General features: G+C 55.6%; 22 protein-coding genes and 2 pseudogenes. 21 read left to right on the top strand and 3 right to left on the bottom strand.

Features of this window, described 5'->3' with window-relative positions:
* Window positions 1–649: 649 nt before the first annotated feature.
* Both KDX37_RS02390 and KDX37_RS02385 read right to left on the bottom strand, forming a co-directional pair.
* Window positions 650–967 carry an alpha/beta fold hydrolase gene (locus KDX37_RS02390; RefSeq protein WP_231651073.1) on the bottom strand — a complete coding sequence of 106 codons (318 nt, stop codon included), beginning with the start codon at window positions 965–967 and terminating at the stop codon, window positions 650–652.
* Window positions 907–1,911 carry an AraC family transcriptional regulator gene (locus KDX37_RS02385; RefSeq protein ID WP_231651072.1) on the bottom strand — a complete coding sequence of 335 codons (1,005 nt, stop codon included), beginning with the start codon at window positions 1,909–1,911 and terminating at the stop codon, window positions 907–909. Before KDX37_RS02385 ends, KDX37_RS02390 begins: the two co-directional genes overlap by 61 nt.
* 210 nt (window positions 1,912–2,121) lie before the next feature.
* Here KDX37_RS02385 and KDX37_RS29650 point away from each other — a divergent pair.
* The 16 genes and pseudogenes from KDX37_RS29650 to KDX37_RS02310 all read left to right on the top strand — a co-directional run.
* Window positions 2,122–3,934: pseudogene (locus tag KDX37_RS29650) on the top strand (GMC family oxidoreductase); the annotation flags it as partial.
* Entirely contained in the window at window positions 3,921–5,027 is a 1,107-nt protein-coding gene (locus KDX37_RS02370; RefSeq protein ID WP_319941638.1) for a flavin-containing monooxygenase, read from the top strand. The pseudogene KDX37_RS29650 and the gene KDX37_RS02370, both read left to right, overlap by 14 nt.
* Before the next feature lie 282 nt (window positions 5,028–5,309).
* Window positions 5,310–5,894, top strand: a complete 585-nt coding sequence (locus tag KDX37_RS29515) for an alpha/beta hydrolase (protein ID WP_319941637.1) — start codon at window positions 5,310–5,312, stop codon at window positions 5,892–5,894.
* Between the two features lie 23 nt (window positions 5,895–5,917).
* Entirely contained in the window at window positions 5,918–6,478 is a 561-nt protein-coding gene (locus KDX37_RS29385) for an alpha/beta hydrolase (RefSeq protein ID WP_264759109.1), read from the top strand.
* Window positions 6,363–7,199, top strand: coding sequence for an SDR family NAD(P)-dependent oxidoreductase (locus KDX37_RS02360; protein ID WP_231651070.1), 837 nt, complete (start codon window positions 6,363–6,365; stop codon window positions 7,197–7,199). Before KDX37_RS29385 ends, KDX37_RS02360 begins: the two co-directional genes overlap by 116 nt.
* Window positions 7,200–7,379: 180 nt before the next feature.
* The gene (locus KDX37_RS02355) at window positions 7,380–8,129 is read left to right on the top strand and encodes a hypothetical protein (RefSeq protein WP_231651068.1); all 750 of its coding nucleotides are present in this window, start codon (window positions 7,380–7,382) and stop codon (window positions 8,127–8,129) included.
* Between the two features lie 115 nt (window positions 8,130–8,244).
* Window positions 8,245–8,469, top strand: coding sequence for an AlpA family transcriptional regulator (locus tag KDX37_RS02350; RefSeq protein WP_231651067.1), 225 nt, complete (start codon window positions 8,245–8,247; stop codon window positions 8,467–8,469).
* A gap of 5 nt (window positions 8,470–8,474) precedes the next feature.
* A complete protein-coding gene (locus tag KDX37_RS02345; RefSeq protein WP_231651066.1) occupies window positions 8,475–9,320 on the top strand; it encodes a ParA family protein in 846 nt (281 codons plus the stop codon).
* A gap of 82 nt (window positions 9,321–9,402) precedes the next feature.
* Window positions 9,403–9,612 carry a hypothetical protein gene (locus KDX37_RS29510; protein WP_124362213.1) on the top strand — a complete coding sequence of 70 codons (210 nt, stop codon included), beginning with the start codon at window positions 9,403–9,405 and terminating at the stop codon, window positions 9,610–9,612.
* 14 nt (window positions 9,613–9,626) lie between these two features.
* Complete coding sequence (locus KDX37_RS02340) at window positions 9,627–11,216, top strand: ParB family protein (protein WP_231651065.1); 1,590 nt, start codon at window positions 9,627–9,629, stop codon at window positions 11,214–11,216.
* The gene (locus KDX37_RS02335) at window positions 11,213–11,761 is read left to right on the top strand and encodes a DUF2857 domain-containing protein (RefSeq protein WP_231651064.1); all 549 of its coding nucleotides are present in this window, start codon (window positions 11,213–11,215) and stop codon (window positions 11,759–11,761) included. The genes KDX37_RS02340 and KDX37_RS02335 overlap by 4 nt, the downstream gene beginning before the upstream one ends.
* Window positions 11,758–12,945, top strand: a complete 1,188-nt coding sequence (locus KDX37_RS02330; protein ID WP_231651063.1) for an STY4528 family pathogenicity island replication protein — start codon at window positions 11,758–11,760, stop codon at window positions 12,943–12,945. Before KDX37_RS02335 ends, KDX37_RS02330 begins: the two co-directional genes overlap by 4 nt.
* Before the next feature lie 221 nt (window positions 12,946–13,166).
* Window positions 13,167–13,922, top strand: coding sequence for a PFL_4669 family integrating conjugative element protein (locus KDX37_RS02325; protein ID WP_231651062.1), 756 nt, complete (start codon window positions 13,167–13,169; stop codon window positions 13,920–13,922).
* Window positions 13,919–14,437, top strand: coding sequence for a DUF3158 family protein (locus KDX37_RS02320; RefSeq protein ID WP_231651061.1), 519 nt, complete (start codon window positions 13,919–13,921; stop codon window positions 14,435–14,437). The genes KDX37_RS02325 and KDX37_RS02320 overlap by 4 nt, the downstream gene beginning before the upstream one ends.
* Window positions 14,434–14,889: a single-stranded DNA-binding protein gene (locus tag KDX37_RS02315; RefSeq protein ID WP_231651060.1), complete on the top strand. Its 456-nt coding sequence runs from the start codon at window positions 14,434–14,436 to the stop codon at window positions 14,887–14,889. The genes KDX37_RS02320 and KDX37_RS02315 overlap by 4 nt, the downstream gene beginning before the upstream one ends.
* A gap of 228 nt (window positions 14,890–15,117) precedes the next feature.
* Window positions 15,118–17,085, top strand: coding sequence for a DNA topoisomerase III (locus KDX37_RS02310; protein WP_231651059.1), 1,968 nt, complete (start codon window positions 15,118–15,120; stop codon window positions 17,083–17,085).
* A gap of 41 nt (window positions 17,086–17,126) precedes the next feature.
* On the opposite strand, the gene KDX37_RS02305 is transcribed toward KDX37_RS02310, so the two are convergent.
* The gene (locus KDX37_RS02305) at window positions 17,127–17,384 is read right to left on the bottom strand and encodes a hypothetical protein (protein WP_093122749.1); all 258 of its coding nucleotides are present in this window, start codon (window positions 17,382–17,384) and stop codon (window positions 17,127–17,129) included.
* 208 nt (window positions 17,385–17,592) lie between these two features.
* On the opposite strand from KDX37_RS02305, the gene KDX37_RS02300 reads away from it, so the two are divergent.
* The 5 genes and pseudogenes from KDX37_RS02300 to KDX37_RS02280 all read left to right on the top strand — a co-directional run bounded on the left by KDX37_RS02300 (window position 17,593) and on the right by KDX37_RS02280 (window position 21,096).
* The gene (locus tag KDX37_RS02300; RefSeq protein WP_231651057.1) at window positions 17,593–17,934 is read left to right on the top strand and encodes a helix-turn-helix domain-containing protein; all 342 of its coding nucleotides are present in this window, start codon (window positions 17,593–17,595) and stop codon (window positions 17,932–17,934) included.
* Between the two features lie 909 nt (window positions 17,935–18,843).
* Window positions 18,844–19,425, top strand: a complete 582-nt coding sequence (locus KDX37_RS02295) for an STY4534 family ICE replication protein (RefSeq protein ID WP_231651056.1) — start codon at window positions 18,844–18,846, stop codon at window positions 19,423–19,425.
* Window positions 19,426–19,496: 71 nt separating this feature from the next.
* Window positions 19,497–19,754, top strand: a complete 258-nt coding sequence (locus KDX37_RS02290) for a hypothetical protein (RefSeq protein ID WP_231651055.1) — start codon at window positions 19,497–19,499, stop codon at window positions 19,752–19,754.
* A gap of 101 nt (window positions 19,755–19,855) precedes the next feature.
* Window positions 19,856–20,350: a RadC family protein gene (radC, locus tag KDX37_RS02285; protein WP_231651314.1), complete on the top strand. Its 495-nt coding sequence runs from the start codon at window positions 19,856–19,858 to the stop codon at window positions 20,348–20,350.
* 52 nt (window positions 20,351–20,402) lie between these two features.
* Window positions 20,403–21,096 (top strand): annotated as a pseudogene (locus KDX37_RS02280) (DUF5983 family protein).
* Window positions 21,097–21,187 lie beyond the last annotated feature (91 nt).

The following is a 21,187-nucleotide window of genomic DNA, read 5'->3' as shown; positions in this document are numbered from 1 at the left end:
GGCTTGGGGCTACTTGATTGCAGGCACATTCAGCCAGCACAGTGCGCTGGCACCATGACTGACTGACAAGAAGGGTAATTTTTCAGCCCGCAGCGACAATGCGACAAGCGAAAATCCAAATGAAATTTTCAGGACGAAAAAAAAGCAACCAATGGCTGCTTTCTTTTTTTGCTTCAAGGAGTTCAAGGGCCTTGAAGCTGAATATGGCGCAGCGGACGGGACCATGACTCACCCTCTAACCAATTAATAAATCGAAGTTTTTATTACTTATGACTATTTCTGTGGCCTTTATTGTGTACTCAAGACTCGCCGCTGTAAATCAACCGATTGAAGAAACGTATGGGCTTAAAAGCGGAGAGCACATTGAGTAATCCGTATCTAGGGCTCGCCCCCCTGAGGATAGGCACAGTGGCCCAGTTCCAGACCAGAGCGCGTTCGACGAGCGCCTTTTTTACGCCATTGAGGCGTCCCGAATGGCTTCGGCGCTCATCGGTTTGCAGAAAAAGGTGTAGATCAACTCTTAGAGAAACTCTGAAAAAGACTTCCAAATCTGGTGAAATACGCCTGTCCCACGAACTGTGAGTAATTGGATGGAATTGACCACCCACTTGCATCCGACTTGAGCAGTGCACATGACCTCCATGACTGGCTAGATTCGACCCAAAGCAAACGGTGGCGACAGGCAGAAATCGACCCGTTGCGGCCGGTCAACTACGAAGTCGTCATCAGCCCTGATGCTGTCGCTGATCGTGTTGAGCACCGCCGCCACGATAGCCTCCGGACAATCCTCTTGAACGAGGTGGCCTGCATTTTCAATGACGATGCATTCCTGACCGGAGATTAGATTGGCCAGCACATCGCACTTCTCATGAGGGATCCATTCATCACGTTGCCCCCAAAGAACGGTCACAGGGCAATCGAATCGGTCGTATAGCACCTCGACCTCATCCGTAAAAATCTGATCCATCTGTGCAAGTTGCCGATAGAAAGCGGCCTGACCAATCGGCCCTGACCAAGGCGCCGAATAGATGTCCATGGCCTGCGCGGATAACGGCTGATGGGCTGCGGATTGCAGATAGGCTCGTAAGAGCGCGCGATGCATATACTCCGGAGTGTGCGCGTGGTCACATGTAGCAGTTCGGACATGCTGCAGAGGTCAGGAGGGCCATTATCCGGGGTGATCAGGTAGTGCTCCACCAATGCCGTCATCCCGGTGCGGGCGATGCGACGCTGCATCAGTTGCGTACACATCTGTTCGCACATCGAAACAGTCACCGCGTTGGCTTGAGGTAAAGGGAGACTGAGAAAAGAGCGATCAAAAGCCAAGCTGTTGCTATTAGCCGCGTAGGAAGGAGCGCACCCCAGCACTTGCACATTGTCAGGAGTAGGCGGCGGCTGCTTACTCAGGCAGAAGCGTGATAACGAAAAGTCATTGCCGCCCAGCTCCCTCAGTAACAGTGCAGCCGCTGACATGTCACGAGTTAATAGAAATTCGCGCAGGTCTGGTGCTAATCCTGGGGTGGCAAAGGTCAACACCCCTTCATTGCCTTGCTCCTCATAGGAGACCACCGTGAACGCGTAGGTCAACGGCAAAAAGCGCAGCGCCAAGCCTAACGCATCGCCGATGGTTGCGCTGCTAATCAGACCGTAACCGAATAGGCCGTAGGTCGAGAAGTGATAGCGCGTGCCGATTTCGAAACCTAGCCCTGTGGGATGGCCTGATAAACGCAACAGGTTTTCGGCAACGCGCAGCTCCTGGTCGGCAGTTAGCTCCAAATTCGGATCAGCCAATTGCGCCAACTTCAGTCCCGAACCGAGCAAAATCTTCTCAGCCGGAAAGCCCTTTTCCTCGCCGAACTCCACCATCAGCAAGGCACTGGTCGGACCCCGAAGAAAATCTCTAAAGCTCATACCGATGTGCCTCGATAAAAAGATTGGCCCAAATAATAAAGTAGTTGTCCCGTTGCAGCATTCGGATTTTTAACAAGGCGCGTCACCATTGAGTCGCACGGTTCGCCGTTCCAACAACAATAAAAAGGTCACTGCAGCGCGTGGTCAAGCCAGGTTGCGCGTTTGCGGAGTCGTAAACGTCGCTTTGCCTTGCCCAAGGAATAACAACCATTAAAAAAAAATTTTGACTTCATCGTCGTCGGCGGAGGTTCTGCTGGTTGCGTGCTTGTCGGACGGTTGTCCGAAGATCCAGATATCAGCGTCTGCTTGCTGGAAGCTGGAGGGGATGGACGGTCCAGTCTGGTCAATATTCCTGCCGCCACAGTGGCTATGGTGCCAACTAAGGTGAACAACTGCGCCTTTGACACTGTTGCGCAAGCCGCGCTGCTAGGCTCTGTACGAAAAGTGGCTGCGCTCGGTGATACTGCGTTAAAAACAGGCTCTGAATGCTCATTTACAACCAGTAGACTCCGCTTCCTCGCATGTTTTTGCCTTGCCTGACCTTCGCTCACCGACTTTTCGTACAGAACCTAGGGCGCAAAGGTTATCAACCTCGGGGCAAGGCATTGGGCGGCTCTTCGGCGATCAACGCCATGATTTACGTGCGTGGACATCAGTGGGACTACGACCATTGGGCCTCTCTTGGCAATCCTGGCTGGGGGTACAAGGACGTCTTGCCGTATTTCCTGTGCAGTGAACATAACGAGCGCCTTGACGATGCCTGGCATGGCAGAGACGGGCCGTTATGGGTCAGCGATTTACGCTCCGACAATCCCTTTCTGCAACGTTTTCTGGACGCCGCCCGCCAGACCGGACTGCCGCTCAACGACGACTTCAATGGGCCAGAGCAGGAGGGAGTCGGTGCCTATCAAGTCACGCAAAAACACGGCGAGCGCTACAGTGCGGCACGCGCATACCTGCTGCCCCACGTCGGCGTGCGCGATAAGCTGAGCGTTGAAACCCGCGCCCAGGTGCAACGCATTCTGTTCGAAGGTACTCGTGCTGTGGGTGTAGAGGTGTTACAACACGGGCAGGTTTACGTCCTTCGAGCTCGACGTGAAGTGATCCTTGCCGCAGGGGCCCTTCAGACCCCGCAATTATTAATACTCTCCGGCGTGGGGCCGAAGGCGGAGTTGCAGCGCCATGGAATCCCGTTGTTGCACGAACTGCCGGGGGTCGGGCAAAACCTGCAGGATCATCCGGATTTTGTCTTCGTCTACAAGACCAACAGTCTGGACGCCATGGGGGTTTCCCTGCGCGGCGGCCTGAAAATACTGAAGGAAATCTGGCGATTTCGCCAAGAGCGCCGCGGCATGCTCACCTCTAACTTCGCCGAAGGCGGAGCATTTCTCAAAACCTGCGACACATTGGACAAACCGGATATCCAATTGCATTTTGTCGTTGCACCGGTCGAAGACCATGCGCGCACCTTGCGCATGGGGCACGGGCTGTCGTGCCACGTCTGTCAGTTACGCCCGCGTAGTCGCGGCAGCGTCACGTTGGCGAGCAACGATCCACAAGCGGCACCGCTGATCGATCCGGCATTTCTGAAAGACCCGCAGGATCTCGAAGACATGGTCGCGGCATTCAAACCACCCGCCGTCTGATGCAAGCTCCGGCACTGGCCAAGCGGATCACATGGAGCCTGTACACCGAAGGGGCCGAAACCGATGAGCAGATTCGCACCCTGCTGCGTGAGCGCACCGACAGCGTTTATCACCCCGTGGGCACGTGCCGTATGGGCAATGATCCATTGGCCGTGGTCGACGCTCAACTGCGTGTACACGGCCTGCAAGCTCTGCGCATCGTTGACGCATCAATCATGCCGACCTTGATTGGCGGTAATACCAATGCGCCCACGATCCTGATCGCCGAGAAGGCCGTGGACTTGATTTGTGGTCTCCCACAGACGCATTCGTGCGCCCGTTTCGAAAACGCCGTCGCTGCTAAAAACAATAAAGAGGTGCCTCATGTCACAGCCTGAAGCGCAAGCCGATCGCGCGGCGGACAAGCCGCTGAGCGCCATTATCATCGGTACGGGATTTGCCGGTATAGGCATAGCCGTGGCCCTGCAAAAGGCCGGGGTGAAGGACTTTCTGATCCTGGAGAAAAAACACGATCTTGGCGGCGTCTGGAGGGACAACAATTACCCCGGTGCCGCGTGTGATGTTCCTTCACATTTGTATTCGTTCTCGTTCGAACCGAACCCGGACTGGAGCCGGGTGTTCGCGCCCCGGGCTGAAATTCACGCTTATCTACGTGGTTGCGCAGAGAAGTACGGGATGCATCCATCCATTCGTTTTGGCGCTGAAGTGGTGTCTGCTGAATTCGATGAAGCCAACTCTCTCTGGCGTGTAACCCTGAAAGACGGCCAGGTGCTGAGTGCGTCGTTGTTGATCAGTGGTACCGGCCAGCTCAGCCGTCCGGCATTCCCCGCGCTGGCGGGGATGGAGCGCTTCAAGGGTCATGTGTTCCACTCGGCGACCTGGGACCACGATTATCCGTTGGCGGGCAAACGGGTAGCGGTGGTCGGTACCGGTGCCTCGGCGATTCAGTTCGTACCGGCGATTGCCGCCACTGTCGGGCACCTGAAGGTCTTCCAGCGTTCACCGGCGCACCTGATGCCGCGGCCGGACCGCGCCTACTCTGAACGGGAAAAGTCGCTTTTTCTCAGAACGCCGGGGTTTATGCGCGCCTACCGTACGCTAATCTATCTGCGCTACGAGTCACGCGCGCTGGCATTCACCCGTTTCAAAGGCCTGATGAAGTGGGCGGTGGGTGTGCCGTTTCGTCGATTTCTGGCCGAGCAAGTGCTCGATCCGTCATTGCGACAGAAGCTGACGCCGGATTATCCGTACGGCTGCAAACGTATTCTACTGTCCAGCGAGTACTTCAAAACCATGAGCCGGTCCAATGTGGAGCTGGTGACGCAGGGCATTGCTCGGGTCAATGAGAGCGGTATGGAGACCGTTGACGGTGAGCAACATGAGGTGGACGCGATCATCTACGGCACCGGTTTTGCGGCAACCGAGTTCCTGGCGCCGATGCGTATCGTCGGACGTGGGGGGTGGACCTGAACTACGCCTGGCGCAATGGTGCACGTGCCTATCTTGGGTTGACTGTGCCCGAGTTTCCGAACTTCTTCATGTTGTACGGACCGAACACCAATTTGGGGCACAACTCGATCGTTTATATGCTGGAGAGTCAGATTGCTCATGTTATGCGTTGCTGGCGTATGCTCCAGGCCACGGATACCAATACTGTGGAAGTTGATTCGAGCGTGTATCAACGCTTCCACAGGCGTACTCAGCAACGCCTAGCCGCGACGGTTTGGAGCGGCTGCAAAAGCTGGTACGTCGATGCCGCCGGTAAACAACAGCACCAACTGGCCAGGTTTCACACTCAGCTATCGAGGGTTAACTCGCTTTTCAGGCTTGCACGCTTATCGCTTCAGCCGTCCGTTCGAGGGTGGTTCGACCATAGCAGCCCCCACGGGGCTAAAGGAAAAGCTGAGTGCGGGGTTTTTAAGGCTTTTTTTGCGCACCACATTCCGTTCGCTGATCGGTCCGGGCTTGAGCGCTGCGGCGCAGCGTAAAGTGGTGCGCGTGTTGTCGGCATCAATGCCGGGGACGCAAGGTGTGTTTCAGTATCGTCAATTGGTCAATAACGTACCGGTGCAAGTAGTTGCTCCTAAGAAAGGCGAAAACGGTGGGGTGATCCTGTATTTGCACGGCGGGGCGTTTTGTGTGGGGTCGCCGCATACTCACCGGAGCATTACAAGCCGTCTGGCCAGGAACTCGGATATGTCGGTGTGGGTGGTTGATTATCGATTGGCACCGGAGAATCCGTGTCCTGCGGGGCTCGATGATGCATTGCTCTGCTACGAGGCGCTGAGGGCTCAGGGCTCAGGGCTCAGGGCTATACACCCTCTCGGATTTTCCTAGCTGGTGATTCAGCCGGAGCTTCGTTGGCGCTGTGCCTGGCGCTAAAACTGCGTGACATATACGTTCGCTTTGCCGGCGCGCTGTTATTGATGTCGCCGATGGTCGACCCACGTCTTAGCGGCACCTCTATGTCCTCGCGCAAAAAGCAAGATCCGATGATCAGTCGAGGCTGGCTGGAGCAGGGGTTGAGGTGGTATGCCGGTGAACTGATGGAACAGCCGCTGCAGGTCAGCCTGAAAGGGCTACCGCCGATGGTGGTTCAGGTCGGCGACGATGAGTTGCTGCTCTCCGACTCCACTCGCTTAGGCGAGCACGCAATCTGTAGCGGAGTCGATTGCCGTGTGGAAATCTACATGACGCGGTGGCACGTCTTTCAATTGCAAGCGTTCTACCTGCGTTCAGCGGCAAATGCGCTACAGGCCATAAGCAGTTTGCGCGGGGGCGGCTGCCTCGCTCAGGAGAGTAGCAATGAAAACCTACGTGTTCAAAGAATGCGTTGTGGCTATCACAGGCGGTACCGGCGGTCGTGGGTTGGCCATGGCCAAGGCGATTCGAGCCAAAGATGTCCGGATCGCGTTGCTTGACCTAAATGGTGCAGTTGTAGGAGAGCAGGCTCGTGAGCTGGGCGGAACCGACATCACTGCTTGCTGGCAAGCAGATGTATGCACTCTGGAAAGCGTCGAAACAGCCATGGCTTCGGGTCGTTCAGCATTTCGGGGGATCGATGTGGCGATTGCCAGCGCAGGCGTCTACGTCCTCGACTACATGGCCACTATGGATCCTTGTCAGTTGAGCGTCACACCGACATCAACCTCAACGGCGTCTTCCGTACGTTACGTGCGGCGCTGCCGTGAAAGACGTAAGGGCTATATGATGGCGATCTCATCGATGGCTGCATTCATCCACGGTCCGCTCAACGGTCACTATGCGGCGAATAAAGCGGGAGTCTGGGCACTGTGTGATCGCGTCCGACTTGAAGTGCGTCATCTTGGGGTCGGTGTCGGAACCGTGTACCCGAAATTCTTCAAGACCCCAATGATGGATGCTGTAAAAGCTGATCCAATCGGGAACAACGTCTGGAACGGAAAAGAGAAGGGACTTTGGAAAACGATTGGGCTCGATGAAGTCGTCAACATCGTCAAGGGTATCGAGCGTCGTTGGAACACAGTGATTATTCCGAAGCGCGATACTTCAGTTGCCTGGTTGCCAAGCATGTTCCGCCGTGTGGTCGAAGGAGTGGGCTTCAAGAAAGCGGATATTGTCGAGACCATCCGACTTGCACAGCCAACACGCGGCGGAAAATAGCAGTCGAAGTTTCCTCTTAGCCTTTACCGACAGTTTGATGCCAATGACTGCTAATCTCCGAGGGTGTGTAAAAAACGTTTTTGAGCGCGACAGGCACTCAAAATAGGACTGGAAATTGCGTATCTGAGCGAAATCCACATCTGCGGCCCCTTCCCCGCGGGAATGGAGGTCCATCACGTTATGACTTTTTATGTTTTCAACCCGCATAGCAAAAGCTTCTATCGTCCTATAGACGCAGCATTACGCTGGTGCAATCTCACTCGCTACGAAGCCGAAATAGTTCAGGCGGATTGGTCTCGTCCCGAGAATCTTGCAACCCTATATCCCCAATGGCCCAGTCTTCACATTGCCTTCGAAAGGATTTTAGACGCCATACGCAATGGTGAGCTGCCGTACGGCTGCCTAGGCATTTCTGTTCCTTTGGGAAGCTATGTAGAGCCCTATCAGCTGACCATCCGCCATTCAGACTTACGCCGCTGGATGGAGATCCATTATCCGGACCATAAGCCCAGCTTTTTATTCGAGTCCGGTGAGGATGCACCTGCAAAGGTCAGCCTCAAAACCTTTCTTTCAGTGAAAGCAGATCGAGACGAGTTATCGAGGGCGTTGAAAGCTCAACAGCAGCACCTTCAAGAAATCCTGGGAGAACTCCAGTCGATTGGGCTTGAAAGAGATGATCTCAAAGCCTTGGCCAAAACGAATGGCCAACTCAGCGAGCGCAGCGAACTGACCTATCACAACATCATTGGGGCATTGGTCAGCCTTCTCTTGGACCATTCGCCCGCCGGAAAACCTCTTTCGGTATTCACGAATCAAGCAGCCATTGTTGACGCCATTGTCGCACGCCACAAAGATGTGCCCGGCCTCAGCAAGCGCACGCTGGATGAAAAGTTTGCCGTGGCTAATCGTAGCCTCAAAAAAAATAAATGATCGAGTCAATTGCGTTGCAATACGCTTGATTGCAACGCAATGACTCAGCCGCCCTAGTGCGATTCAATCCAAGTCACTTCCCACCACGCGCCAACTGGCGCCAGGAGTGACTAGCATGTCCAACCCATCGGTACCCGCAGTCGAAGCACCTCAACCCCAACGCCATATCATGCGACGTGATGCGGTAGAGCAAAAAACCGGCTTCAAACGTGCGCACATTTACAACCTGATGAAGGAAGGAAAGTTTCCGCGGGCGAAGCGTATCGGGCTGCGCGCAGTCGGCTGGGACTCTCTGGAAATCGAACACTGGATTGCAGAACGCCTTTCGCGACAGGAGTGAGGGTGATGCACGTGGTCTCGGTGGTTTCCACCAAGTGTGGGGTAGGCAAAACTACAGTAGCGGCGAACCTCGGCGGCCTGTTGGCGGATGCTGGCCTGCGTGTTCTGCTGTTGGATCTAGACAGCCAACCCACCCTCTCCAGTTATTACTCATTGAGCCAGAAAGCTCATGCGGGGACGTACGAGCTCATTGCACTCAATCTAACAATACCTGAGCGAATAATTTCCAGGACTGCAGTCGTCGGTCTCGACCTGATTTTCTCCAACGACGATCAAGGTCGACTGAGCAGCTTGCTGCTGCATGCACCTGATGGGCGGCTACGCCTGCACAATTTGCTCAATGAGTTGAGTCTCAATTATGACCTGCTTCTGATCGATACTCAGGGAGCACGCAGTGTATTGCTGGAGATGGCCATCCTGGCCTCAGATCTCGCCCTCTCTCCCATCACGCCGGAAATGCTCGCTGCCCGCGAAATGCGCCGTGGCACCTTGAAGCTACTGAGTGAGCTCGAACCGTATCGCCACCTAGGCATCTACCCGCCGCCCTTACGGCTCTTACTGAACCAGGTGAACGTCAATCGAGTGGACACCCGGATGATCATCCGAAGCCTGCGCGAGACTTTCGCAGAGGCTAGCAATATCTCGGTGCTAGACACCGTGATCCCGGACCGGGTGGCCTATCTCAATGCCGCATCCCTCGGCTTACCGGTCCACCGAATAGATACACGCCCGTCGAGTAAACGCCGACGCTCGCAGTCTGCGCTAGAAATCATGCAAGCGCTGGCCATCGAATTATTCCCTGAATGGCGTGAAGCGATCTCTTCGGTAATGAGGTGTGCGGAGCCTCGATAAAACAAATCGCCTAATCAGCATTTCACCGATTTTTTTGTTTGATCGACCTTGAAGCCAACACAGCTTGGTAAGGAGTTTTCTAATGTTGGATCAGTTTCCTATCGTTGTTCAGCCTTCCATTCGACCAAGCGACGCGGCTTGCGAGGAGTACTGCACGGTGGTTTTTCGTTTGCAAGGGGGGCGCTCGGCGATGGTGTGGTTCCTCGCAGAACTCTCCCAACATTTCGAAGGTTCAGGGACTGCCGAAATCGTAAAATTCGAGGTCGGTGACCATTTACGTAGCCGACGTTAACCGAGGCGGTTGCGATGAATAAGCTCAGTCAGGAGGAAATCACAGACAAGCTGCACCAGGACCACTTCACTCAAGGTCCTGGACTGGAGCGACTGTCCGATCCAGTCATCGACACTCCCATGCTGGTCACTCTGGAACAGTTACGTCCCTACGAACACAACCCACGCTTCATCCGTAATCCGCTTTATGACGATATCAAGGCATCGATCCGTGAACGCGGGCTGGATCAACCGCCACCGATTACCCGCCGTCCGGGTGAAACCTCTTTCATCATCCGCAACGGCGGTAATACGCGCTTAGCAATTCTCGGCGAGCTGTGGCAGGAAACGCGCGATGAGCGTTTCTTTCGGATTCACTGCCTGTTCCGACCTTGGAGCAACGAAACCAACGCCCTACTCGGCCATCTGGCGGAAAGCGACCTGCACGGCCAACTCACGTTCATCGAAAGGGCATTGGCAGTAGCCAAACTCAAAACCATGCTTGAGTCGGATGGCCCAGAGCTCTCACAACGGGAGCTGGCTCGACGTCTTGCCGCTGGAGGCTATCCGGTTTCGCAGTCGCATATCAGCCGGATGCTGGACACCCTCGAACACTTACTACCCGCCATTCCACAAACTCTGTATGCCGGTTTGGGTAAGCCTCAGGTAGAGCGCCTGATCGGTCTACGTAGTCAGGTTGAGCGAACCTGGAACCGTTATCCAACCGCCACAGTCGCGTTTGCAGAGTTCTGGCTGGAGACCATGGGCTACTTCGATGGCGATCCTGAATCCTTTGATCTTGAGCAGATCCAGGACGAATTGCTCGAACGCATGAGCCACTTGCTCGGACAGTCCTACCGCATGCTGGCCCTGGAGCTGAGCGATACCCAACGGGTCGCCCCCACGCCTGGGGCTATCACCACCACGCCTTCAGAAAGCAGCCATCGGCCAAGCGTGCATGAAACTGCGGCAGAGTCGCCCTCCTCCGACACTAAACCCGAATCAACTGATGCCAAGAGCAAGATAGAGCCTATTTCAGAGGAACGGCTCACAGCACCCGAAACAAATACTTTACCTGCGGTCGGTCCTCTATCACGCGTTCAACAGATTCGTGAGCAAATCGATCGCGAGATCGTTACCGAAGCGGAGTCTTCATTCGAAACCTGCACAATCGACGACCTCTGGACCATCGCACCAACGCTGGATACGCCCGAACAATTGCGTTTAGCCATTGCAGGACTGGCTCGGGAAATGGCGGCCTATGCCGGAGATGCCGAGTGCATCATTGATCAAGAGCTTGGCTTGGGCTTCGCGTTGGACATTGAGCAACTCGATCTTTCAGCGCCTCGCTCGACCGGCGTTCACCTAATGCTCCTGGCCCTGCTACGTGCTCAAGACGAGGTGAACTGGGAAGATCGCAAGCAAATACCTTCCGCACTGTTCGGGCAACTGTTGTTAGGGGTCTATCAACTCTATCTGCCAGATCGACCCGTCACGGACGTGGGTCTGGAGCGACTGCCTGACAGTCTGTTAATTAAGCTGTTTCGCCTGATACGCCTGGCCCGGCGTTTAATCGACTTAACACTCATCTCTGAAGACAAAAACTCACCGGAGGAGCTGAGATGAACTTGTCCTTCAATATGCTCAATCAAGCCATGCTAACGCAGGTACTGCACGAACTACGCCTGGGCAACCTGCAACGCTGCAAGGCACTTGGACTGAGTGAGGATGACATCTTCGTGCTGCAATCCTTACCGCCGACGACGCTATCGCGCCTGGCCCATGCCACTGTCCCTTGGCTTGAAGTCAAGATTGACTCGCCCGTGCTGCATCGTTTGATCGAGCAAGCTGAACGCGATGAACAGAACGAACGGTTGATCAACCGAGCACTCAAGCTTGGCGCCAGCAGCACCATAATGTACCAATGCTTTGGCTTGGCGCATTCGGAAACAGCCATGCGCCGGCGTCTACTCAAGATAGAAACCCGTAAAGGCCGCCCCCAACATTTGAGCGAAGCGCAGGAGCATGCGTTGTGGCAACGTTGGTGCCAAATACAAACAGAGGACGGCACCGAGGATAAACTCGACGCTATGATGATGCTTGCCGAAGAACAGCAGATCAGCTTGACGATCGTTTGGCAGCAAATCGACCAGTACAGCAGCAAAGCATGAATGCTATTCCCGCCAGTCGCTGGCAACGTGTCCTGCAACAATGCACACAGCAGCTGCATGAACGATGGCCCGCACGCCCTACCACTGAACAGCCCTCCAACCAGGCTCTACAGGCTGGCTTTCTATTTAGTGGCCAATCACACGAAGTCGTGCCACGTAGGCTGCTGTTGGATAATCGGCTGACGCCATTGGAGCGAAATGCCTGGCAAGTATTTCGGATCATGCTGCAAGGCCAGCGCGTGGTCACGCCGCGCTATGAGGATTTGCAGCCTTACCTCTCGAGCGTGCCCTATGGTGCGTCAGCCTCGCGTGAAACCATTGCACGCGTGTTGACGATGCTCAGGCTCACTCGTTGGATCAGTTTGGTTAGCCGTGGTCGCGATCAAATCAGCGGGCAGCTACAAGGTTCTGTGTACGTTCTGCACGATGAGCCGTTAACCCCCGCCGAAGCCATGGAGCTCGATCAGGATTACCTAAAGCTGGTCGCACATGCCCTCGGTCATGCGACAAAGGCCGTGAGTATTGTCGCTCAGCACATTGTGGAGGAGGTCCGACAGGACACGAATATCGATCGGGGTCGGTTACCGACGCGGCTCGACAGCTGGGGCGAACAGTGGGCGCAGCAAGGCTTGGATCAGCCACCCGGTGATGCATTTCACGATTCCGGACATGGGGAAGATCACCGCGTTCGGAATCGTGCAGGCCCTCGTTCGGATTCCGAATCAGGCTTGAACCCTAACGTTTCTAGCACCGTTCGGAATCCGAACGCCGCCTGTACTGTATTAAAAGAAAGTAAATGTACAGTACCGCGCGCGACCTCTACTGTGGATAACCTGCACTGGCCCACTTCGCTGCACCTGAGCCCAAGCGAACGTCAGGCCATCGCCGTGGCGCTGAACAAGCTCAACCCTGCAGATCAGCAGGCGGTGCTTAACGAAGCGGGGGCACGCTGTGCGGCCGGTGGTATACGCAAGCCGGCGGCCTATCTGATGGGCCTGATCCAGCGTGCGCTGAAAGGCGACTTTCGTCCTTGGGCAAGTCAGCCCGAACCATCACCCATCGCAGAACCGCCCCCAACCGCCCCCTCGCGGCCATCTCGAAAAAAGGGCGAACCTGCATCAGCCCTCGCCCAAGCGTGCCTAAATGAGCTGCGCCAACTGCGTGGAGGCAGTGGACGTCAGTAGATTTGATGCCAGTGGCATCAAATCCATAGAGTTCCAATCTACAAAAATACCAGACGGAACCATGGTGCTTTTATGGGAACGCTGGATTGTCCTTCCAATGAACGTAAACGTGAGGCGTTTGCCCTCTCTCACCAAACGGAACAGACCGCGTTCAGCTTTTTGGCTGCCCTTGCTCCTCATCTGGCGCAACGTCCCGTCCAAGCCTATGCGAGGACAACACCATGGCCGATCACTATCAACTCAATCTGGGTTCATTGCGCAGCAGCATCACCTTAACCCTGCATACCCACCATGCAGCCCGCATATGGCAGGGTCGGGCCGCACATGAAGGCGTCCACTCGATCATGGGCATGGCCGGCTACATCAGTGTCACCAACCTGATCAAACAAACGGCGGCCCAGGACGATCCCTATGCCGATTGGGCCATCGTGCAGCTCGAAGAAAAACTGATGCAGGCCAAGGCTGGGATGCTGGAACTGACCCAACAGCTGGACCGAATCAGACAGGACCTGCCAACACAGATCGACATGGGGGACAACCTCAACATCCACCCCGTCACTTTGCCGTTGTATATCGGCAGCCAACTGGGTTTTCTGGCCGTCTACCTGCTGACCGATTACGACACGCTGGTCCGCCATACCCTCTTGGCCCATCACACCGCCTTGATTGGCCGAAGAGACATGGAAGCCTGGATCGACGACGGTGCCCACTTGTTACGCAGCCTGTTCGGTCAGGCGCAACGTTATCGACATGCTGGCGTTACACGCGATGATATGGCCGCAAATAATGCCCGCGCCCTGGCGGCCGTGGAGAAGTATGGATTGCCCCCGATGGACATCCTCGAGGGTCATCGCCGTTCTCAGTTTGCGCCGCCGATCATTCGCCGTGGTGCTGTAGCAGTGGATGACTCCGACGCGTTGGCAGAGGACGTGGATGGTCCGTCTGCGACCGTGGATGAGCCGGAGGCTGACGCATGAATCCCATGATCCCTATTCAACCAATGCCCTTCGAAGCGTTGACACCGGATGCCTATCGGCAGCTCGAACACGCTGCCTCCCTAAAAGGCCTTTTAAAACCTTTTAAGGGTAAGGGGGAGTTGGAGCATCTGGCGCAGGTGGCGAGGGAAATCGAGGCGCAGTTATGTCGCCTGATGGAGGCTGTGGTGCAGCAGGCCGGACAGCCCCCCTACTCACTGGTGGATATTCGATTGGTGCTGCAAAACACCAGCGCTGGCAGCACCTTTTTGCGTTGGCGCACCCGTGACTTTGCCCGTATGGGCGCAGCGGTCTGGGAACGCCAGGTCTGCAACAACGCCCTGCCACAGGCCGTACGTGAGGGATTGCACCGTTTCGAATGCGCGCGTATCGCACTAAACCTTCAGATGAGTGTGGTGCATTCGCTCTACCGCCAGGCTACGACCTGCGCGATCAAAATGGCCAGTGGCGAACAGTTGCTGCGCCAGTTCACACCCGCAGTGGAGAAAACACGATGAGCACTTTTTTCGTCGGCGAAGGCAATATCGGTAGTGCACCAGAGTTCCAGGAGTTCGCCTCTGGCAATGATGAACCACGGCGTTTGCTACGGCTGAATGTGTACTTCGACAACCCCATACCACGCGAGGGCAGCTATGAAGATCGGGGCGGCTATTGGGCACCGGTTGAGCTCTGGCACCGTGAGGCTGAACACTGGAGCACGCTGTACCAGAAAGGCATGCGCGTGTTGGTCGAAGGTCGTACGGTGCGCGATGAGTGGGAGGACAGCGAAGACAATGCGCGGGTAACCTTCAAGATCGAAGCCCGTCGAGTTGGCATCCTGCCTCACCGTTTGCACAGCGTGGTCATGCGGGAACGCTCCAGTGAACCAACGGCCTCTCAAAATACTGAGCAGGCCAGCTCGCCGACGTCGAAACCCAAGAAAAACAGAGGGCAATCACCTAAGGCCTGAACGACTTCAGGCATAAAAATTGCGCCTTTGCGCGAAGTTCCAGGCCTGCCATTGCTCGCTGCTCATGAAGCCCCCCACCCAGCTACGAACGCTCCATTAAGGTAGCAGCTTCAGCTCATTCAAGGCCGCCCTCACCGACTAATATGAGGAACCTGCCATTCAGGTTTCTCATATCTCGCCCCTGCTAATTCGAACAACGCTGCTCCGAACTCAATCCGGAGTAGTTATATGCGCCTCTTCCTCTGCGAAAAACCTTCCCAGGGTCGTGACATCGCCAACGTTCTCGGAGCCACTCGGCGTGGCGATGGTTGCCTGATCGGCCCCGAGACAACTGTCACCTGGTGTATCGGGCACCTACTGGAGACGGCCCCGCCTGAAGCCTACGGCACTCAGTACAAGAACTGGTCGTTGGATCATCTACCGATCATTCCGGCGCAGTGGCAAGTGGAGGTCAAACCCAAGACTGCCGCGCAGTTCAAAATCATCAAACACCTGCTCAGCGAAGCCACCACCGTTGTCATCGCAACCGACGCCGACCGCGAAGGTGAGATGATTGCCCGCGAGTTATTGGAGCTCTGCCAGTACCAAGGCTCTGTTCAGCGCCTCTGGCTGTCCGCACTCAACGAAGCATCGATTCGCAAGGCGCTGACCTCGCTGAAGTCTGGTCAGGAGACCTTCCCGCTCTATCACTCGGCCCTCGCCCGCAGCCGTGCCGACTGGCTGATCGGCATGAACCTCAGTCGTTTGTTTACCCTTCTTGGTCGGCGGGCAGGCTACGACGGCGTTTTGTCAGTGGGGCGCGTCCAGACACCCACCTTACGTCTGGTGGTCGATCGGGATCGTGCGATTGCCGGCTTCGTCCCGGTACCTTACTGGAACATTGAGTTACACCTATCGTCGATGGGCCAGCGATTCATCGCGTCGTGGTTACCGCCATGCTCAGGACGGGACGAGTCGGGGCGTTGCCTGCAACAGGCGCTTGCCCATCACGCGGTCCAAACAATCACCGACGAGAAGTCCGCCACGGTACTCTCGTTGCAGACTGAGCATTTCCGAGAACCGCCGCCCCTGCCCTTCGACCTGAGCACGTTGCAGGAAGTCTGCTCGCGTAAGCTAGGGCTCGGCGTCCAGGAAACCCTGAACATCGCCCAAGCTCTGTATGAAACCCACAAAGCCACCACCTACCCGCGCAGCGATTGCCGCTATTTGCCAGAGAATATGTTCAACGAGGCTCCCGCGGTACTCGACGCCCTGCTCAAAACGGATCCTGCACTCAGACCTGCATTCGAGGACCTCGATCAATCATTGCGCTCCCGCGCATGGAACACTGCCAAGGTCACTGCGCACCACGGCATCATCCCCACCACCGAACCGGCAAACCTGGTGCGGATGTCCGAACAAGAACGCCATGTCTACGAACTGATCCGTAGCCATTACCTAGCGCAGTTTCTTCCGCATCATGAGTTTGATCGGACCCAGGTCGAACTGGCGTGTGGCGAAGAACGATTGACCGCTGTGGGCAAACGGATCTTGGTCGAGGGCTGGAAAAGCTCGCTCTCCGAAAACACCGAGGAGGATGAGCCCAGTCACAAATCCCAAGTCTTACCCATCTTGCAACAGGGCACGCAGTGCGCAGTGGACAATGTTGAACTCAAATCCATGCGAACTGCCGCTCCTAAACCTCTCACCGGGGGTGATCTGATCAAGGCGATGAAAAACGTCGCCAAGCTTGTCAACGACCCACGCCTGAAACAGAAACTTCGGGACACCACCGGTATCGGAACCGAAGCCACACGAGCCGGTATTATCAAAGGGTTAATTGATCGCGGTTATTTGCTGGAGAAAAAACGCGCGTTAATAGCTACGACGGCGGCCCATACCCTGATCGAGGCGGTACCCGCTGCAGTTGCGGATCCTGGCATGACCGCGATCTGGGAGCAGGCGCTTGACGAAATCGAAGCGGGACGCCTGACCTTGGAGGCGTTCGTCGCAAAGCAGGCGAACTGGATTGCTAAGTTGGTCGAACACTATGGAGCGCTCACCTTGTCGATACCGGTCGAAGCTGGCCCGGCCTGCCCCATTTGCAATGCCTCAATGATCAAGCGGAAGGGCAAATCTGGGCCGTTCTGGTCATGCTCGCAGTATCCGAACTGCAAGGGCACTACGCAGTTCAGAAAAGAGACGCGCCGCCCATGACAGTTCGATGAGATCAACATGAAGTTAGGGTGGTGCACAGCTCAGTGCATCATCAGCGGCGCCTGATCCTGCTCCAAGTCGATCAAAGGTTGTCCGACCTCACGGGCCAAAGCGATGCCTGTCGAAATCCATATCTGCCCCAGTTCGTTGAAGGCTTTTAGGTGGGCAGGATCTTCGTTGAGCCAATGAACAAGGCGTTCGAAGTATTCGGGATTATCCGGGCAATCATGAATCTTGATGAACAGCTCCAGTGTTCGATCCCAAATCAGATCCATAACGTCCTTTCTCTCATCTTCCATGTTCAACCATCCCTCAACATGGTCCCTTCAGACCGTCGCTCTTACTAATCACTCTGGACTCTGATCCCTGGAGGGACAGAAACCACGTCGCGATACTCAGCTGTTTCAGTCACTATAACAACCCAATGAGTCGATACTCAACCCTTAAGGATGTTCATGTCAACGGGTCTTTGCTCAACCATTCGGGTTGAACTGGAGAACTCATCACTTGGCACATAAACATCCAACCCAAGCCCAAATCGGGCGCATGATCGCGAAGCACCGCAGCGAGCGTAATTTGACTCAGGAAGAGGTGGCTGAACGTTTAGGGATCGGTAGTGAAGCCATCTCGCGCCTGGAACGGGGTGTAGTGGAGCTTTCTGTGGTCAAACTGATGCAACTGGCGGACATTTTCGATTGCCGGATGGATGAACTGCTGACGGAGTCGAGCAATCGCCCCAATGACCAAGCCCAGATGATCGCGGGGCTGCTGAGTGGACTGAAAGAAAGCGACCGTGCCTTTATCTTGGCAACCGTCGAACAATTAGCCGCACATCTCGGCAGTAAGTAACTTCTTTCATCGTGCTCAACGTGGCGTCTTATGAAGGGGGCCTGTAGGCTTGACGTCGTGTTGACCTCTCTGCTGTAGTAGCTTCGGATAACCGCCAACGGCGACCCAAGACCGATTAGCTCCGCGCAGTTCGGTCAAACTCTTCGAGTTCGGAGCCTCCTATTCTGCGGAATTTAATTCCCGTTTTTTGCTCGACATGATTGTGGTGGCGGATGACCACTGTTGCCTCTACCCGGCAATAGCGGTCATCCGCTTCGGCGATCGTATTCAGTCCCGGAGCCCACCGGGGAAACACAGGGCACCCTTTATGCGCGGATGCGTGCCAGCATATTCCGACCCAGGCCACGACAAGGGTCGGTTGGCGAATCATTGCGCAGTTCAACCAAATTTTGCGAGGAGCTTGTCGACTGCGTAAGACCGTCAAAGGTGGTTTTTCTCTTCCTCGCCTGGCACACCGCCAGGCCCACTCTTCTTTTTTTCATTTTCTTAATTCAGTGACTACCACCGTATTCCGGCCTTAAAAAATCGGGTTGTAGCGTCTTGACGCGCCCGGGTGACAGGCTTATACAAAGGGCGTGGTTCGCTGTCGTTGACAGCCCAACCCAGGTAGCCAAAACCTTCAAGGCTACGCCACGTTCGTGGTGGTTTACCCAAGTGCGATCAGCGTTCGGAAGCTCGCGCGGTTGCCGCTTAAGCGGTGATGAATGCCGACTACTCCATGCCTGCGGGTTACCACTGCAGACTCTCCTCTGCTGCACAGCTACTAACCCAGAAGCTTCATTCTGATAGTCATCGGCTTGCCGGTGGCGAGTCGTTCATCGCTCGACTTCATCTTACCCACCCTGACGGGGGCTCACTTTCCCGTCAGGGGCTGTGCGTCGCCGTTTCCCTTGAAACAGGAGAACCACCATGGCCTACGCCAACCACTCCCAAGAAGCGATCACTTACTTCAATCTGCACACCGTCGGTATCGGTTATCTCAACCGTGTTCGTGAAGTACAAGTCCGCCGCGGCCAGCCGTTCATGGCTTGCGATATTGCAGCCCTGCACGGTGCCAGCGATGCAGTGGAATACACCCGTTTCGACTGCAAAGTCGCGGGCGGCGAAGCTGAACGTTTGGTTCGTCTCTATATGGACGCTGTCAACGCCGAGAAAAAGGTCTTGCTGTCGTTCCGTATCGGCGACCTGTGGATCGATCCGTTTCTCTACGAGAAAGGCGCTAAACAAGGTCAACCAGGTGCCAGCCTGAAAGGTCGTTTGCTGTTCATCGACTGGATCAAGGTCAATGGCATGCTTGAGTACAAAGCGCCCGCCAGGCAGGAAGCAACAGCACCTGCTGAGCAAGCGCCAAACAGTGAACCGTCCTCTCCGTCGGCTGATACCGACGCTGAGAGGACCGATAACCCAACAGAGGCTCGGGACGAACCTGAATCTCCATCGACTCCCCGCGCGGCCCGCCGTGTTGCCACCCGCACCGTTCAGTCCGCCTGAACAGTCCACGATGTTGCTCATCAAGGCGCTCCCTGGAGCGCCTTTTCTTCAACCCGCACAGGAGAACCCTCATGGAATACTTCTGGCTTTGCGACGACTGCCTGTTCGCTGCGGCTTATGAGGACTTCAGTACGCTATCGCTCTACTACACCACGGATGAAATCGAGAAACGCATCGCCAACATCCATAGTGGGCTGGTGCGGTTAATACCCTTCAGTGCCGACTTCGATCCCGACGCCGGCTGGGGAATAGAAGCCTTTTCCTCGTTGCCCTGCGACGGCTGTGATTCACATCTACAGGGTCAACGCCGCCGGTTTACTCGGTTGTAAACAGCTTTTCATCGGCTAATGCCCGCAATTCTCCATCCACCTCGGGGATACCACTCCCCTTGGGCGTGTACCCCCTGATTATTCCCTTCGGAGGTAGCGCCATGAGCCCCCAACTCACACTGATTGAGATCTCGGATTTCGAGGCTGATCGCATTGTCCAAGAAAACCAGCTGATCGACGAAGCGCTGCATATTCTGGATCGTCGGCTTTTCGCCCGCGGGCCTATCCTGACGTCGCCTGACACCGTAGCGGCTTACCTAAAACTGCGTCTTGCGCACCAAGAACATGAAGTCTTTGGTGTGGTTTTTTTTGATGCCCAGCACCGGGTGCTGGCGTTCGAAATCCTCTTTCACGGCAGCATTGATGGCGCCAACGTTTACCCCCGCCAAGTCGTTAAGCGCTCCCTCGCGCATAACGCTGCAGCCGTCATTTTTGTTCACAACCATCCCTCAGGGTGCACGGAGCCCAGCCAGGCGGACCGTGTTTTGACCGCACGGTTGAAAGAGGCCTTGGCCTTGATCGACGTGTGCGTACTGGATCACTTCATAGTGGGTGAAGGTCGCCCGCTCTCCCTTGCCGAATACGGCTGGCTTTAACCCTCACAGGCGCCTCCGGGCGCTTTGTTCATTTCAATTCTGGAGAACCCTCATGAACCAAACCCTAGCCCTGCTCCCAGCTTCAAACCCGTTTGCTCGCGGTTACGACAAACTTACATATCGAACGGCTGCTACTGATCACCTACGAAAACAACTACCCTCCCTGCTTTCGCCCCCTGCACTACTCACAGGTCCATTTGCCCGACGATGAACTGCAGTTGTTCCCCTGCATCTTCAATGAAGATTTCGCCTTGATCAACGAAGGTCAACCCGTTCCGGATGAGTTGAATGAATGCTGTCAGTCCACCGGACTGGTGCGCCAAGTGATCTACGCCGTGATGGGCGAAATGCTCAACGAGCGGCATCATGTCGGCGATCTATACTCCCTGGAAGATGCCCAAGCCGTGATCCGTCGCTTGAGCTTCGAGACGGGACACTACAGTCGAACCTGGGAGATCAGTACCACACACCTCACTGAAGAAGCATTGCGTTACTTGGAGCGCCGGGCTGGCAATTTCGACTCCAGACCATCCGGTCTGCTGTTCCAACCCTTTGCCCAGAAGGACTGCAATGGCGTCGGGTGTAAGCTGATCGGCACGCCCTGGACCGACGATAACCTGGTCAAATCGCCGGTATGCCGGCAGCCTTGGTCAACGTATTGTATCTGGCGGCATTGGCGGATGTGCGCTTGTTGATTCGACCCCGACGCTGCCGTCTTGGACACGCTCGCCATTTTTGATGAATAGCAACGCGTTAAGCGTTAACACGACACGCCTTGAATCGACTTTCTCACTGAATCGCTCCTTCACCTCATGTCAGGTTCTGCACTGAATCTGA

The sequence above is a fragment of the Pseudomonas californiensis genome (assembly GCF_021147775.1).
Lineage (GTDB): Bacteria > Pseudomonadota > Gammaproteobacteria > Pseudomonadales > Pseudomonadaceae > Aquipseudomonas > Aquipseudomonas californiensis.
Note: the sequence above shows the minus strand (reverse complement) of the source record. Positions and strands in the feature narration are given on the sequence as shown.